The organism is Bacteroidota bacterium, from assembly GCA_035506275.1.
In the GTDB taxonomy this organism is placed as follows: Bacteria; Bacteroidota; Ignavibacteria; order UBA10030; family UBA8401; genus JAGVPT01.
The window spans coordinates 359,361-374,927 of record DATJPT010000008.1 but is presented as its reverse complement, the minus strand read 5'-3'; the positions used below and the strand labels follow the sequence as shown (position 1 = coordinate 374,927).

Annotated in this window: 13 protein-coding genes and 2 tRNA genes; 14 read left to right on the top strand and 1 reads right to left on the bottom strand. The window is 46.7% G+C overall.

Annotated elements, in window-relative coordinates; translation table 11 throughout:
- Position 1: 1 nt before the first annotated feature.
- Entirely contained in the window at positions 2-517 is a 516-nt protein-coding gene (locus VMF88_06995; GenBank protein ID HTY10801.1) for an NAD(P)H-dependent oxidoreductase subunit E, read from the bottom strand.
- 931 nt (positions 518-1,448) lie between these two features.
- On the opposite strand from VMF88_06995, the gene VMF88_06990 reads away from it, so the two are divergent.
- From VMF88_06990 to VMF88_06925, 14 genes are all read left to right on the top strand, one after another.
- Positions 1,449-3,767, top strand: a complete 2,319-nt coding sequence (locus VMF88_06990; GenBank protein HTY10800.1) for a TonB-dependent receptor — start codon at positions 1,449-1,451, stop codon at positions 3,765-3,767.
- A gap of 18 nt (positions 3,768-3,785) precedes the next feature.
- Positions 3,786-3,971, top strand: coding sequence for a hypothetical protein (locus VMF88_06985; protein HTY10799.1), 186 nt, complete (start codon positions 3,786-3,788; stop codon positions 3,969-3,971).
- 146 nt (positions 3,972-4,117) lie between these two features.
- Positions 4,118-4,480 (top strand): hypothetical protein, encoded by a 363-nt coding sequence (locus VMF88_06980; protein ID HTY10798.1) that lies wholly within the window; start codon positions 4,118-4,120, stop codon positions 4,478-4,480.
- Positions 4,481-4,697: 217 nt separating this feature from the next.
- Positions 4,698-6,224 (top strand): FG-GAP-like repeat-containing protein, encoded by a 1,527-nt coding sequence (locus tag VMF88_06975; protein HTY10797.1) that lies wholly within the window; start codon positions 4,698-4,700, stop codon positions 6,222-6,224.
- A gap of 428 nt (positions 6,225-6,652) precedes the next feature.
- A complete protein-coding gene (locus VMF88_06970) occupies positions 6,653-7,714 on the top strand; it encodes a site-specific integrase (protein HTY10796.1) in 1,062 nt (353 codons plus the stop codon).
- 316 nt (positions 7,715-8,030) lie between these two features.
- Positions 8,031-8,297 (top strand): helix-turn-helix domain-containing protein, encoded by a 267-nt coding sequence (locus VMF88_06965; GenBank protein HTY10795.1) that lies wholly within the window; start codon positions 8,031-8,033, stop codon positions 8,295-8,297.
- Positions 8,298-8,646: 349 nt separating this feature from the next.
- Positions 8,647-9,303 (top strand): hypothetical protein, encoded by a 657-nt coding sequence (locus VMF88_06960; protein HTY10794.1) that lies wholly within the window; start codon positions 8,647-8,649, stop codon positions 9,301-9,303.
- Positions 9,304-9,368: 65 nt separating this feature from the next.
- Complete coding sequence (locus VMF88_06955; GenBank protein ID HTY10793.1) at positions 9,369-10,013, top strand: hypothetical protein; 645 nt, start codon at positions 9,369-9,371, stop codon at positions 10,011-10,013.
- Positions 10,014-10,017: 4 nt separating this feature from the next.
- Positions 10,018-10,797 (top strand): hypothetical protein, encoded by a 780-nt coding sequence (locus VMF88_06950; protein HTY10792.1) that lies wholly within the window; start codon positions 10,018-10,020, stop codon positions 10,795-10,797.
- Between the two features lie 489 nt (positions 10,798-11,286).
- Positions 11,287-11,358: transfer RNA gene (locus tag VMF88_06945), tRNA-Gly, on the top strand.
- 305 nt (positions 11,359-11,663) lie between these two features.
- Positions 11,664-11,738 (top strand) — tRNA-Val (locus tag VMF88_06940).
- Positions 11,739-11,958: 220 nt separating this feature from the next.
- Positions 11,959-12,771: an Ig-like domain-containing protein gene (locus tag VMF88_06935; protein HTY10791.1), complete on the top strand. Its 813-nt coding sequence runs from the start codon at positions 11,959-11,961 to the stop codon at positions 12,769-12,771.
- Between the two features lie 5 nt (positions 12,772-12,776).
- Positions 12,777-14,126, top strand: a complete 1,350-nt coding sequence (locus tag VMF88_06930) for a hypothetical protein (GenBank protein ID HTY10790.1) — start codon at positions 12,777-12,779, stop codon at positions 14,124-14,126.
- 136 nt (positions 14,127-14,262) lie between these two features.
- On the top strand, positions 14,263-15,513 hold the full coding sequence (locus tag VMF88_06925; protein HTY10789.1) for an MFS transporter: 1,251 nt from the start codon (positions 14,263-14,265) through the stop codon (positions 15,511-15,513).
- The last annotated feature ends 54 nt before the right edge of the window (positions 15,514-15,567 follow it).

Here is a 15,567-nt window from a genome sequence, read left to right as displayed (position 1 = left end):
ATCATTTCCTCCCTTTTGAAGCTTTGTTGACGAGCTTTTGGAGCTTCGACGTGCTCATGTTGCTGTAAATAACCTCGTCGAGCGCAATGACCGGGGCGAGCGCGCACTGACCGAAACACGCCACGGTGGAAATAGTGAATTGCCTGTCCGGCGTGGTGAAATACGGCTCTCCTTCCTGAAGTTCTTTGCTGCATCCGAGCATCAATCCCAGATCGTCGTGAAGGGCCTTTGAACCTTTGGTATGGCAGGCAGTACCGCGGCAAACCGTGATCGTGTGTTTCCCTTGCGGTTTGAGGTTGAAGAATGAATAAAAGGTCACAACGTTATAGACTCTGGAGAGAGGGACTCCGGTCTTCAGCGCGACATGATTCAAAGCCTCCTCGGAGAGATACTTGTGTTCGTTGAGAAGCTGAGTCTCTTCGAGAATGCCTAACAATTCTCCATGTTTGCCTTTATGTTCCTGGACTACGGCATCAATTTTTTGCAGCTCAAGCGGTGAGACATGAGTTTGATCCATAACTGCTCCTATTCGGGAATGGAAAGAAATCAGAACGGAAACATTTCAAAGGATTAAGGGGGTCGCGGAAACGAACTGAGGCAAAGCCCGCCGCGGTGTTGTTGCGTCGGAGGCTGTAGAATAAACTTTTTGTGATGAACGTGCTGACCGGAGGCATATCAACGATCCTATGCCCGGCACTTAGGGAAGTAAAGCGGCTGATCATTCATACCGCAGTCCCATGCTGCTGCAGTTCTGCGGCGACCGTGAAGAGAAGAAATGTCGGTCAGAAACTATCTAACCCGTGATACCACTCGTAACTTTTTTGCTGAACATCAAGTGGAAGTTATCTCAAAAATATCACACACCGCCAGGGAGAAAGTTCAAAGTTGCATTAACATGGATTCTTCACTTCCCTTCGCTCCGTTCAGAATGACAATGAGCTGGCTGCGTTCATTCAGAATGACATCCTGAATAGTTTCTGAGATAGCGTCTGAATATTCGAAAGCAAAACCACATCCGTGTAACAACTCTTAAAGACTGATGGGACGAGTAGCTGAATTTTCAATGATGTCGCTTTCAGATCAGAAAGTGCCGTAAGGCACTCATCAAATATAGAAAACAATTCCGCGAAAAACATCAGACATCAAAAAAAAATTTCCTTGAAGTTCGATAGTACGTTCTCTTGCCTTTGGATCAATTGTTGAATAACTTTGTGCCGTCGTTCAGACCACGCTCGCTGGAGATCGAACAAACACGACCTCTCACCGAACCGCCTTCTGAAAAGCGGGGACAAGCCGAATGGATCTTTTTACTTACCTTTCGGCATGAGACTGACAAAATTTCTCATTCTGCTTTATTGAAGCGCGCCTGATATCGTTATTCCAATGAGTGTATGCGGCCAAAGCGAATGCCTTGATATCAACAGCGTTGAATTTTTAAAGATAATTTTATGAAAGCTTGTTGTGGATATTTTCAACAAATTTGTATCATGATTATTTGCTTCCCATTCTGCTTATTTCCAGCTCAATCGCAGACAGTCTCTCTTGTAGGGAAAGTTGTGGACGCGTCATCTCTCCAACCGGTGACAAACGCGGTCGTTGTCGTTCTGGAGCTTGGCGAAAGGAAGAATACCGCTGGCGCAGGGCGGTTTTATTTTGAGCAGCTGGCCCCCGGGAGATACACGATTTCTGTGCATCACATTGCCTACGCAGTTGCCGAAAAGACCATCTTTCTGGCTGCGGGGATTGCCGATAGCGTGGTGATCGAACTGCAGCCGGCCTTGCTCGAATCGGATGAAGTGGTTGTCAGAAGCACGCGGACGTCGGCCACGGCGCAGGGCATATCATATCCATACAGTGTGGAGATGAGCGAGGAGATCGTTCAGCTGCCGAGTGTGACGGTCCCCGACGTGTTGAAAGGATCTCCCGGCGTGACGCTTGTGAGGGACGGATCGTGGGAAACGGACATCTCCATCCGCGGGATGGCCCGGTCGAATATCGTCACGATGGTTGACAACACGCGGATCGAGACGGCCACCGATATAGCCGGGGGCCTTTCGCTTTTCGATGTTCATGACCTTGAGAGGGTCGAGGTCGTCAAGTCTCCCGGCTCTGTCCTGTTCGGAACCGGCGCCTTCGGCGGAGTTCTTCACATGATCACAAAACGAAATTCGTTCACCGAAGAACCGATGATGAATGCTGAAACGACGAACGATGTTTCAAGCGTCGATGGAAAGGTTTCTCAATATGCGGCATTTGAAGGCTCGTCCGACAACTACGCGATGCGTTTCAGCGGAAGTTACCGGCATGCGGGGAATACGATGACGCCGGATGGAGAAATCCCTAATTCGCAATACCACGATTTTAATCTTAACGGTTCCGTCGGTGTAAAGACCTTCGGAGACCAGTCTCTCTTTGTCTCGTATCAGCGCTCTCAGGCCGAAGACACCGGCATTCCGGGCGGATCGCAGTTGTCGGCAGCGGCTGCCGCCCGCTACACTCTCGCCAAGCGCGAATTGTTTGGGTTGGAATATACAATTCCTAACGTCAGCCCGGATGTCCCATTGGTGACGTTTCGTTTTTCGAGGCAAGATATCGATCGTGCGGTCGAAGTTATCCAGAATCCGACGCTGACGTTCACTCCTGAAGCGACGCATTTGACCACGAGCGGACAGGCCGAAGCGAAATTAACGCTGCCGGCAAATCAGCTCATTACTGTCGGAACAGAAGTGTGGCAGCGGGATTTAGACAGCAGGAGGGAACGCGTCAATTCCGCCACGGCCCAGATCGTCGGAGACCGTCCGGTACCGGAGTCGTATTTTTTCAGCGCGGGAATTTACGCGCAGGACGAATGGCCAATCATCCCCGATAAAATAACTCTGACACTCGGCGCCCGGTACGATTGGATCCGTGTCAGCAATGACGAAACGTTGAATCCTCTGTACATCATCAGCGGCGGTGTTTTGCAGACAAACCCGCCGGGGCAAAGCATTCTGTGGAATCAAATGTCCGTGCGCGATAAGTCATGGAGTGCGAACGGCGGCTTGTCGTACGCAGTGACGTCCGAATTCGAGCTGACAGCGCTCGTCTCATCCGCGTTCCGTGCGCCGTCGCTCGAAGAACGCTATGAGTACATTAATTTGGGGAGCATTATCAGGGCGGGAAATCCGAACCTTCAGCCTGAAAAAAGCACATGCGCAAATGCCGGATTCCGTATTCATGCCGGCGGCCTGCAAATTCAGTCCGATCTGTTCTTCAACCATTTGACCGACCTGGTCGCATTCGTTCCGGGGATGTTTGAAGGGGCCAGTGCATTTGTCGAGCAAAATATCGGCGAGGCGAAATTGTACGGTTACGAAATTTCCGTCGAGCAGCGTCTTGCGGAATGGGATGCGCTGAAATATTACGCTGCCTACGTGAGGGGGGAGGATACGTACGATCACACCGATCTCGCTCAGATCGCCCCGTTGAACGGACGCATCGAATCGACCACGATCCTTCGGTCAGCGGGAACGATCATGATCGCCGCTACGGCCTATGCCGAACAGAAGAATCTCGGCGCCGGCGAGATCAGGACTCCCGGGTATGTTATCATTGACGCCGACATTGTCAGCATTCCCATCGTCATTGATCATCTGTCGCTGACCTTCAGGGGAGGGGTCCAAAATATTCTCAACAAGCTTTACGAGGATCATCTTTCGACCTTGCGCGGACTTGTTGTTTACGAGCCGGGCCGGAACTTTTTTCTCTCGACAACAATTGCAATATAAAACTGCTAAAGGAGCGTGATGGAAAGCGAAAATAGAAATACAGGGCCGGTCATCGGCGAATACCAGGGGAAACCGATCATCCGTATCCCGGTTGTTGACAATCCGAATCCGGAGACGACCTGGCATTGGCTTTCGTTCGGCAAGAACAAAGCGAGAGCGATCATCAAATACTACGACGAGATAAAGAAATTCGCAGAGGAATAGGATGTACAGAAGCAACGCGCTTAAATATTGAGTTGCAGTTTCTCAATTCGTCAATTATGGACGAAAAGAGCCACCCTGCTGTTAGCGGTGGCTCGTTCCATTATCTGACGTATCTATGGCTGAGTGTCACGAAGCAATTGGATGACATGAAAGCAATGAAGGCTTCGACCGATCTTAAGTTGATTTATTCTCAGGGCTTTAGTTTTTGGTGTGCTGCGAAGTATCTGCTTAAAAAATACCAAAAAGTTTATGAGGGTAATATTAATGAATCAACTGGAGAGATATACGATATGTGGGTTGGAAGGTATTGGGGCGCTTCTCGGAGCGTAAAGAATGAAAGGCTATACGTTTCGACAAACCCGAAAATTATTAGGTTGTTTCGTAATTGGTTTAGAAACATTATCAGAAAAAGAAAACGATTCAGAATGCGGTTGATATTGAATCCTGAAGAGGCAAGTAGATTATCGGTCTTCTGCCATGATTTAGATAGGGCAAAATATGAAAAATGAGGGAGTTTGTATTATGAACAATTACAATGATTCAAGTTGAGCATGCACAGTAATTTGTTTAAATTCTATAAACGATTTAGGGGTCTCTCCTATGAAGGTTGGGATGACGAAACGGGTTAGGATCAATCTTTTTCTAGCTCTATTATTTCTTTCTTCGGTAACTCTTGCACAGCGACCATTCTACCCCGTCGAGTACTGGAGAGTAAGTGGATCCGGCATGGCGTTCAATGTCGAGGCATTTGACATTAACAAAGACGGAAAGAAGGATATCGTTGTAGGAAATTGGAATGACACATACGTGTATTTTGGTGGTAAGGGAATTCTTGACTCTACGCCCAACGTCATCTACAAAGGGAGGCTGCTTGCCATCTGTGACTACAACGGTGACGGCATAAAGGACATGATTACTATGCACTTCACCAACTATGACAGCACCAGGCATGACTATGATGGTGAGATTCTATTTTACTGGGGGAGCGACACCACAACACTGGCGATCGATACGATACCTGACTACTCGATCCCATTGCCAACTCAATACCCAGTAAGGGATGGATTCTCAGTCGGTGAACCCAAACCTGGTGTGCAGTATGGTGATTTCAACGGGGATGGAAAAGCAGATTTAGTTATAAACTCGCTGGATGCTGCGCCGGGTGTTGGTGTGGTTTCTATTTACATGGGAAGCACCGTTCCTTCCGATACACCAACGTACGTTGTTCGCGGGAGAAGTTACGTTCCCGGAAAGCCGCCAATCGTAACATACGGAACCTTTTTTGAGGTAGGCGACATAAATGCGGATGGATATGATGATTTGTTATTAAGTTATCTTGTGCAAGGTGTGCCCCCCAATGGACAAGACAGCTTAGATGTAATAGACCTCTATCTTGGCGGGAAGAATTTTTCTTTCACCGAGGATGGCGAATCAATGAGGTATGAGTCGAGAGTAAACCCCATGAAGCCAAACACGTCTTATGGATGGGTTAAGAAAGAATTTTCGCTAGGAGACGTAAACGGGGATGGAATTCCGGACCTGATAATAGACCAGTACTATAAGGATTCGACAGAGCATGTTCATTTTGGTTCTGTCAATGGCATTGATACTATTCCGTCGTTTTATCTTGCTGCTCCCGACACGACGAGGTCAGATGTGTATGTAGGAGGTACATGCTTTAACATAGGAGATTTTAATAATGATGGTTATAATGATCTCATCTTAGCTGGTTCATACTTCAATTCGTTCTCTCTACATTTAGGCGGACCACACTTAAGCAATAGAAATCCGTATGGCTTGAGGGGGCTACTAGGACCAGCTTACTTTCCAACGAAAGCAATCAGCTGTGGAGATCAAAACGGTGACGGGGTTGACGATTTCATTGCATTAGGTAGCGCAATCTCTCCTCAAGACGTAGGTTACGCTTTGATATTCCTTGGAGACCCAACAATTGTAGCGGATGTAAATTCGAAAGTATTCGGAGGACCAGAAACATTCCAACTTTTTCAAAACTACCCAAATCCATTTAATCCGAGCACAAAAATTAGTTATCAGTTATCAGCAAATAATTTTGTCACACTAAAGATTTATGACCTGCTCGGCCGTGAAGTCGCTACGCTAGAGAACGGCAATCAAGAACAGGGCCGATATGCCGCTGTCTTTGATGCATCCCGGCTTTCGAGCGGCATCTATTTCTATGAGTTGAGGGCTGGAAATTACAGATCAGTAAAGAAGATGGTGTTGATGAAATAACATACAGGAAAGACGCCATAGCTAATCTGTCGGTCAATTTGATGGAGAAAGAGAATTATTGCAATTTGTAGATTGTTGGGTTACATTTGTAATGTAAATTAATAGTTTTTGTTCCATATTTGTGCCACGCGGTAAGGACGGAGCCTAAATTCTTCAAAAACATTAGTTTTTTTCGCTAAACGACAAGCGGGAGTAATTCAGTGGTACGGAGTCGAACTAATTTTAAGGAGAACATAAGATGACATAAAGTAAGAAATGTTCTTTTTTCTCTTGTTTTTGGCTGGTTGGCAACAAAAGCCAACATGTGGTTGTATGGAGTTGTCTGGTTTTGGCACAAATTTGTTCCGCTAATGTGCCGCAAATTGTTGGCTGATTTTTGCTCGGCTTGGTGCTGAGCTACAACACAAAAACAAGGAAAGAAGAACGCAATGAGTGTTATTCTGCGTAAAAGAACCCATCGTAATGGTAAGGTCGAATATCGCCTCGATATTTACCAGTTTGGCAAAAGACGATTTGAAAGTCTTGGCCTGTTCCTCACCGGCGATAAATTCCAAAACCGCGAAACGTTAAAAGTTGCTGAAGTTGCTCGTGCAAAGAGAGAATTAGAAATTCAATCTTCTCGGTATGGTATATTCCCTGAGTCGAGAAAGAGTGAAAGTTTCAGTTCTTTCGTTGAGCAAATCGGCTCTCAGAAATTCGCTGAAGAAACAAAAAGAAATTATAGGAATGCCGTAAGCCATTTAAGAAAATATGGAAGGGGTGAAGTGTTGTTTATTGAATTGAAGAAATCATTCTTCGAGGGATTTAGAGATTACCTTCTCAAAGAGCTAACACAAAACAGTGCCTGGAAGTATCTGGCAATTATAAAAGGGGCTGTACTGGAGGCGCAGAGAGAAGGGCTAATACCTAATAATCCGGCGCATGACGTTAGAATAAAAAAGGTAGATACACTTCCGAAGTTTTTGACGCTTGAGGAAGTGCGTCTTATGGCGAAAACTGACTGCGAGAACACGAGCGTAAAAAATGCGTTCTTGTTTTCGTGTTTTTCCGGTCTTCGTTATTCCGATGTTGTTAATTTACGGTGGAATAATATCGAGAACGGATGCTTAACATTCACTCAGCAAAAGACTCGCATGGCTGAAAGAATGTTTCTTTCGAAGCAAGCTCTAAAGATTCTAGAGAGTCAGCGGTCAGTAGCACAAAGCGAACGGATTGACAAGGGATTCTGCGAAGGTACGGTGTTTTATCTTCCAAGAAGGTCAACGATCAATAAGGCGGTTCAACGTTGGGCTTCGAGGGCTGGAGTGAAGAAAAGCATTTCGTTCCACTGTGCAAGGCATACATTTGCTACGTTGTCGCTTACAAGCAATATCGACATTTATACGGTGTCGAAGTTACTAGGTCATAGAAATCTGGTGACGACGTTAATCTATGCGAAAGTCATCGACGAAAAAAAGAGAGAAGCGGTTGACTTGTTGCCGATGATTTAGATTCTCAATGTTAAGCTATGTTTGGCTTTTGTTATCACAATAGAAAAATAAGTTGCGTCAAATGTTGAGAAATCATAGTTTTGGAAAAACAATTGGAGGAAATATGACATAACGATAAATGCCTCAGTTAGAATCTCTTTGAGATTTGGTGTTGTATGGTGGTGTTAGGTGTATGTTGGCGGGTGCTGCCCGCGTGATGGTTTATGACGGTGTTGAGGTTGGTCTCGGATATGATCGAGACCAGACTCAGCGGTGTGGGTATACCAAACTTAAAGAATCTAACAATCTGTATTTACAGAACGAGGGATTTATTAAAATGAAAACTGAATTAGAAGAGATTAATAGAAAGCTGGATGTATTACTAAATCTGATTAAAGAAAAACTGCCGCAACCTCTCCCCTTTAAAGAAGCCGCAAAATATTTAAGCATCTCTGAGAGTTACCTTTACAAGCTCGTTAGTAAGGGTCAAATCACGGGACATCAACCTGGTGGGAAACGTCTGTTCTTTCGAGCTCAGGAGTTGAATGCGTGGGCTTTCAGCAATGAAAAAAAGACGTTGGAGGAAATAAAAAAATGCGCTTAGCCAGGAGGAGCGTCCTATATCAGAGGCGTCGTCGTTCACGCTTGTTATATTTAAACATATCTCATCATCAAAGGGGCGAAGGTCGTGCGGTGCGGTCTTCGGTTGTATGGGTTCCTTTGTTGAAGTAAATAAGCGTTCGGTTGTTGTTCGGACTGAGAATAGGTATTTGAAGAGATTGGGACTTACTCATAAGAGGAGAGGAGAGATAAAGGAATTTTCAACGGGTTCACAACGAAGGCTAGCTCGGCTATTGGTAAATAATGCAGAGCAGTTCAAATATTTCTTTACACTTACATATGGAAGGAACAATCGTAATTGTAAAATATCGAAACGCCATCTTGATTACTTCTTGACACGGTTTAGAAAAAGTAACGGCAAAAATGTCGGCTACGTTTGGGTGCTGGAGTTTCAAAAACTTGGTGCGGTTCACTTTCATATTTGGTTTGAAGATATAAAGACCGAAGGTTTTACGGATTGGCAATTGGTCCAAGTTAGAAAACAAATACAACTGCGTTTTAAGGACTCTGTTGAAGACTTAAATCGGTTTAAGTATCTAACATATCTTTGGTTGCTCGTTACTGAACAATTGGGTGACTTGAAAACGATGAAAGCATCGACGGATTTGAAAGCTATTTATTCAAAGGGCTTTGCCTGTTCCTATGCAACGAAATATCTGACGAAGAAAGAACAAAAGGTATATCCGGGGAACGTGAATGAAGAAACCGGTGAAATATGTGATCCGTGGATTGGTAGATATCGGGGAGCATCCGGTAGTGTAAAAAATGAGAAGGTGTATTGGTCAACGAATCCCAAAACTGTGCGGATATTTCGTAATTGGTATAAAAAACAGCTTGGGTATAAGAAGTTCTCTGGGTTACGCCTGATGTTTAAGGATTCGGAAGTTGCTAAAGTGTCGACTTTATGTGATGATTTGGATAGAGCAAAAATTGAGTGTGGTCGGGAGGGAAAGCCCCCTATTCCTAGGGACGTATTGAATTATGAATAAATAATAGATAAATTAAACATCACGGTTTAGGTTAGCATTAATCGGCATACTTAAAAGGTGAAACAATGGCTGAAAAAGAAGTGCCAGATGCGATTTGGAAAGCTATCTTTTTTTTAGCGGATTTGCCTCAAGATCAGATGAATTCTCTGATTAGCGAATTTGAGAAGCCGACTCAATATATATCGCATAACGCGATTGCTAGGGCGATGTCAAAAAAGATCGGTCTACCTCGCGAAGACCTGAATCTGGTTTTAACATTTGTGCTTACATTCTCAGGAATACAACAAGAAAAGTCTTTAGACGTTAATGGGATTTTGGAGCCCATGATTAAGTCTCTATCAGAAGAGAAGAAACTAACACCTGAACAATTGGGAAGGCTTAGAGAAAGAATTCCGAAACTTTTGGAGATTAAAACTGTAGAAGTTATAAATGAAGGGCTTAAAGCACATTCCAATCAGGCCTTGATATTGCGAAGGGCTGAGATTAGATCGAAAATATTGCCGATGACAAGTGATGTGAACTCAGGATTGGTCTTACATGAACTCAAAATAATGTATAAAGAATCTAACATTGATAAAGATATATATTTTACTTTGGGTTCGTATGACATAAGGAAGCTAATAGACCTATTGACTGGCGCTGAACGTAAGAACGAGCTTACAAGAAAGAACTTAAAGGACAAAGGTTTTGAACTAATAGACTATAGATGACCATATGAAAGTTGACCCATCTGGATTACTAGTCGAAGCAGAAGAGGATGGAAATGTCCAAGACATTTTGAAATCCTCAAGTAAGGGAAAACCTAAGGACACATCTTCGTTCGCAAGGTATATTAGAAGCCTTTCGGAAGAATTATCATCTTTATCTGAAAAGGTTGACGAAGACAAGGAAAATGAGCTAAAGAATTGGAGCAAGTCGCGATTCGAAAGCGGCGTTGTAAATGCGTATTTATTTAATCTTCAAAAGCTGTTTGATGTAAGCAAGCTTTCTAGCTGGTCTCCAAAAATGAAAATTGAATCCTTAGATGACTTCATAAAGGAAATATCCAGCTTTGAGAGAGAAAAAAACATTCGAATAAAATTGGATGATATTACTTCGATTGAGATTTCGCGTGAGTTAAAGGGTATTGCAGAGGAAATTGAACGGTCCAGGTATGTTTACTCGTTGAAAGATAATTTTGATGAGGACGGAGGTAAAGGTTATTTGAGAGAAACGTGGGGACGTGCGATCAGGTTTCTCTGCTGGTACGCTGAGGAAATATATGGCAAGTCTGCGACAATTCTGCGTACTCCTGACATATCGGGAGGTCCAGGTGGGAGTATTGATATATGGTGGAAGTTAAAGGATTTTCGATTGCTGATTAATATTCCAGAGAACGTTAATGACAAGCCGTCGTTTTATGGCGATGACAGAGGGGAAAGTGAGATAAAGGGAAAATTCGAATTGGATAGAATAAATGTGGGATTGTTAATGTGTTTGGCGAACTTAAGATGAAGACGGAAGATTGGCTTGTAGAAATAATACCGGATGGAGATTTGCTGTATATGCGAATACATGCTGATTTCGTAGAGCGGAATTCTGGGGATGTTAGGCCGGGGGCGTTTAGAGATCACGGAAATGGGATGTCGACGAATTGGAATAAGTATGCGGGTCCTGAAGAAACAAGAAATCGAGGGGTTCGGGAACCGGAAAAAAACGGCGTAATATCATTCAATGTCGGTCGAACTAGAGCGATAAATAGTCTAATTGTCACTCATTCACCAGATGTACTAAAGGGCAATAGGGCACATACAGATGTGATTGGTGAAAAGAGTGTACAAGTGAGGTTAATGCTGAGTGAAATTTATACATGGGAAATTAGAACACCATAACAGATTCTAAATTTTGTTAATGACTTTAGAATTTGTTCCGCTAATGTGCCGCAAGGCGGAAATCAAGAGAGAAAACCTTATAATTAGTTGGATTTATTGGTGATTTTTGACTGCGGGAGTAATTCAGTGGTAGAATGCCAGCTTCCCAAGCTGGACGTCGCGGGTTCGAGTCCCGTCTCCCGCTCAACTAAATCGACGCTTAGCTCAGTCCCCCCGAAGGGGCTTCGCTGGAGGATTTACAAAGTTTAATACAGGACGCTTAGCTCAGTCCCCCCGAGGGGACTTCGCTGGAGGAGCTACAAAGTTTGTTATGGACGCTTAGCTCAGTCCCCCGAGGGGACTTCGCTGGAGGATTCACAAAGTTTAATACAGGACGCTTAGCTCAGTCCCCCGGAGGGACTTCGCTGGAGGAGTTACAAAGTTTAATACAGGACGCTTAGCTCAGTCCCCCGGAGGGACTTCGCTGGAGGAGTTACAAAGTTTAATACAGGACGCTTAGCTCAGTTGGTTTAGAGCGATGCCCTTACAAGGCATAGGTCGTAGGTTCGAGCCCTACAGCGTCCACAACTTGGTCGCGATATTTTGTCGAATCGTCATGGTTCGATCTCATATCACAAACTTTCATAGCATCACTAAGTATTTTCATTCGTCTTAACAGCCCCCCCGTTAACATGCATTCTCCAATGGGAAAGCTGCAGCGCATTGGTTTTTAGGTCTATTAAACTTTCGAGGCTGACTGGTGTCGGACATGACAGTGCATCAAAGCCTTTTGAAGGAAATATCTATGCGCGTGTATTACCTCTCCCTTCTATTGATCGTTTCCTATGCCGGTTGCGATTCGAACGCGGGCGTACCGAATAACGGCCTCACCACCACTACGACGGGGCCGGCACCGACAGTTATTTGGACTGACCCGCTTCCGGGTGCGGTCGGACCGAACATCATTTCCAACAACACGGTGAGAATGAGTTTCAGTACGCTGATGGATACGCGGTCAGTAATTCGCGGCGTCGCAATTTCGCCGTTGAACGAAGGGGTGTTCATAGACACCAATGCGGCGACGCCGTTGGATGGATACACATTCTGGTTTCCGCTCACGCCGACCCCTGCATGGCTGGTTTATGCGACCGATACCTCTCTCAATTCTCGTTTTCCGTCTGGCCATCGAACGTTTACTCCGTACTACAAAGTAGGACAGCAATACACGATCACGCTGGATTCACTTATCCACGACATCTATGGGGATTACTTTGTGCCCGCCAGTTTTTATTTTACCCCGGAACCGAGTTTGCGGGTAATGGACACATATCCGGAGAGCGGCGACACCGCCGTTTCGCCGGGCATTTCGTACATCTCGATCCGCTTTAATTCGCCGATCGACTCGACTTCTGCGCGAAATTCCTTCGTTCTTTCTCCGCCGGTCGCAGGAACTGCAAACGTCTATTATAGCACGTGGGGATTGTCCTGGTCCCCACCTTCCGGTGTCAAACTGGCTTCTGCAACGGTATACACGGGGACGATCGCCGCATCGGTACAAGACGTATACGGAAATGTCCTTTCATCGCCGTACTCTTTTTCGTTTACAACAGGAAATTAATCTGAGTGCAATTCCGGCCGCCGATCTTCCTTCTCTTTTTTTTTACCGCCGCTCCATTGTTCCCGCAAATACCCGAATGGGCCTCATCTCATCAAGACCCAAGCTATCCCGAAAGCGAGTTTCTGATCGGTATAGGCGTTGCCCCCGGCAGCCGGGGGGAAGAATCTGCAAGGCGCGGGGCACGATCCGACATCGCCGCACAGCTCCGCGCAAAACTGCAGTTGGAGTCTAAGAATATCCGACAGGTCTACAATCTGGAGCAGAACCAGGAATTGTACGCTGATTTTAAGATCATGGTCTCATCGGTTGCCGACGAGGAGCTCGGGTGGATTGAGATCGCCAGGACAGCCCTCGACACTTCCACAAATACAACGTACGTCCTAGCGACGCTGCCGAAGAAGAAGATCGCCGACACGATTGCGGCCGGATTGTCGGCCGGCTGGGGAGACGTGAGAGCATTACGCCGTGGGGCGAGGTCGCTGCTCGAAAAAGGGAGGCTTGCGGCGTCCGTCCGGAATCTCTCCGATGCGAGAACAGCTGCGACAGGTCTCCTTCCAAAGCAGGCGCTTTATGACGCGCTTGCTCGCGGTCATTTTCCCGGAGACCTCTCGCTCGGACCAGTTCAATTGACAGCGGACATTCTGGAGATCCTCTCCGATGTGCATGTCGAAAAGATCAGAGGAGACAAACAAAAAGGGAAGATCGGAGAAAAATTTTTAGAACCGTTTGTCGTTCGGGTCACGATCACGATAAACGGAAAATCGACGCCCGTCGACGGCGCATCGGTCGTTTTCCTGAATTTGTCCGGCGAGGAATATGGCGAAGCTGTGACCGACGCCGGAGGGATCGCCTCCTGTGTGATCCAGGCCCGGGGACGCATCGGGCGGCAGCTTCGCGCACGGCTTTCGCTCCCCCTCGCCGGCAGGGAATTTTCTTCCTCTCTTAATTCCGCCTCCGCCGTATTTGAATGCACTCCGCTTGAAGCCGATGCTGCGTTCAGCCTGAAAGTATATGGATCTTCCTCGACGGTCGGCGATCTTCTCCGAAACCGGATGGCCGATGCCGTAAGCCGCGCAGGCTATCGCATTGTGGATATGTCCCGTTTTGTCCTGAGGGTGGAGATTCAATCCACCCGGCCCGAACTCGTTGAAGGGAACGACGAACCTGTCTACAGCGTTTCATCAAACATCACCATTACTTTGATAGACAAAGCATCGAATACAACGCTCGGCTCGCTGACCGTGAAATCTGCAAGAAAGTCGAAATCACAAAGTGCAGCGCTTGAAGAATCGGTCCGCGGGTCAAACTTCGATGAAATTCAGCTCACCTCGTTGCTGGAAAAAGCCAGGAATTGAGCCGCCGGGAGCATTGCTTTTCCTTATTGTTGAGATGCTTATCAGAAAAAGTTTCTGGGTTTCTTCTTTGGGCACAAGAATATTCCCCCCACTCTCATCTGTCGTAACACTACTGACGAATTGATATCCTGAAGGCATGACCGACCGTCACCATGATCCATACGCAGCATTACGCTTCGGAGAATTCCGCGACCTCGTTCTTTCATCATTTTTGCTGACGATCGCGTTGATGATGCAGGAGGTGGCGATCGGCTACGAGCTTTACCGGATCACCCACGACCCGCTGGCGCTGGGGATGATCGGCCTCATCGAAGCAGTTCCCTTCATCTCCTTCTCGCTGTTTGGGGGACATTTTGCCGACCGATACAGCAAACGAAAGATCCTGTTGTGGAGCGTCGGCTGTATCGCGCTTTGTTCGACGATCCTGCAATTCTTCTCCCGGGACCAGGGATCACAATCATCGGCCGGGCTGCTGTTCACCATTTACGCGACCATTTTCGTCATCGGCGTTTGCCGTGCATTCCAATCGCCAACGGCAACGTCGCTTCGCGCCATTCTTGTCCCGTTCGAACATTATGAGAACGCTGCAACATGGAGCAGCTCTGCCTGGCAAATCGGCGCTGTTGTCGGACCGGTGATATCGGGATTTTCATACGCGTGGTTCGGGTTCTCGAACACACTGCTCGTCGTTGTCGCCTTAGTCATCGCCACGTTTTATCTGTATTCGAGGATCGGCGACAGACCGGTGCCGGCGAAAAAAGAAGAGATCAATCTGGCCGAGAGCATCAAAGAAGGGATCGGGTTCGTCCTTAAAACAAAGGTCATCCTGTATTCGATCTCTCTCGACCTATTCTCAGTGTTGTTTGGGGGAGTGATGGCGATCCTTCCCATCTATGCTCAGGATATCCTGCGCGTCGGGCCGCAGGGACTTGGTATTCTGCGGGGGGCTCCGTCGCTCGGCGCCGTCATCACTCTTCTGATCCTTGCGCGAGTCTCCGCCATGGAACACCCGTGGAGAAACTTATTGATCGCTGTGACAGGCTTCGGCGTGTGCATTGTCGCCTTTGCCGTATCGCCATGGATGCTGTTGTCGGTCATCATGCTCTTCTTCAGCGGAGCATTCGACAGCGTCAGCGTCGTGATACGCCACACGCTGCTTCAGACCCTGACTCCCGACGAGCTGCGGGGGAGAGTGATGGCCGTGAACGGGATCTTTCTTGCCGCTTCGAACGAGCTGGGCGCTTTCGAATCGGGCGTTGCCGCCAAACTTATGGGAACGGTCCCGTCGGCTCTCTTCGGGGGCCTGATGACCCTCGCCATCGTGACGTGGGTTTACAGGGAGTCGAAAGGTTTATTCACCATTCAACTTTCGAAGCGGAAAAAATAACAAAGCCCCCCTGTTCGGAAGACCATATTCGCTGTTCTTCCTCGCGACAATCGT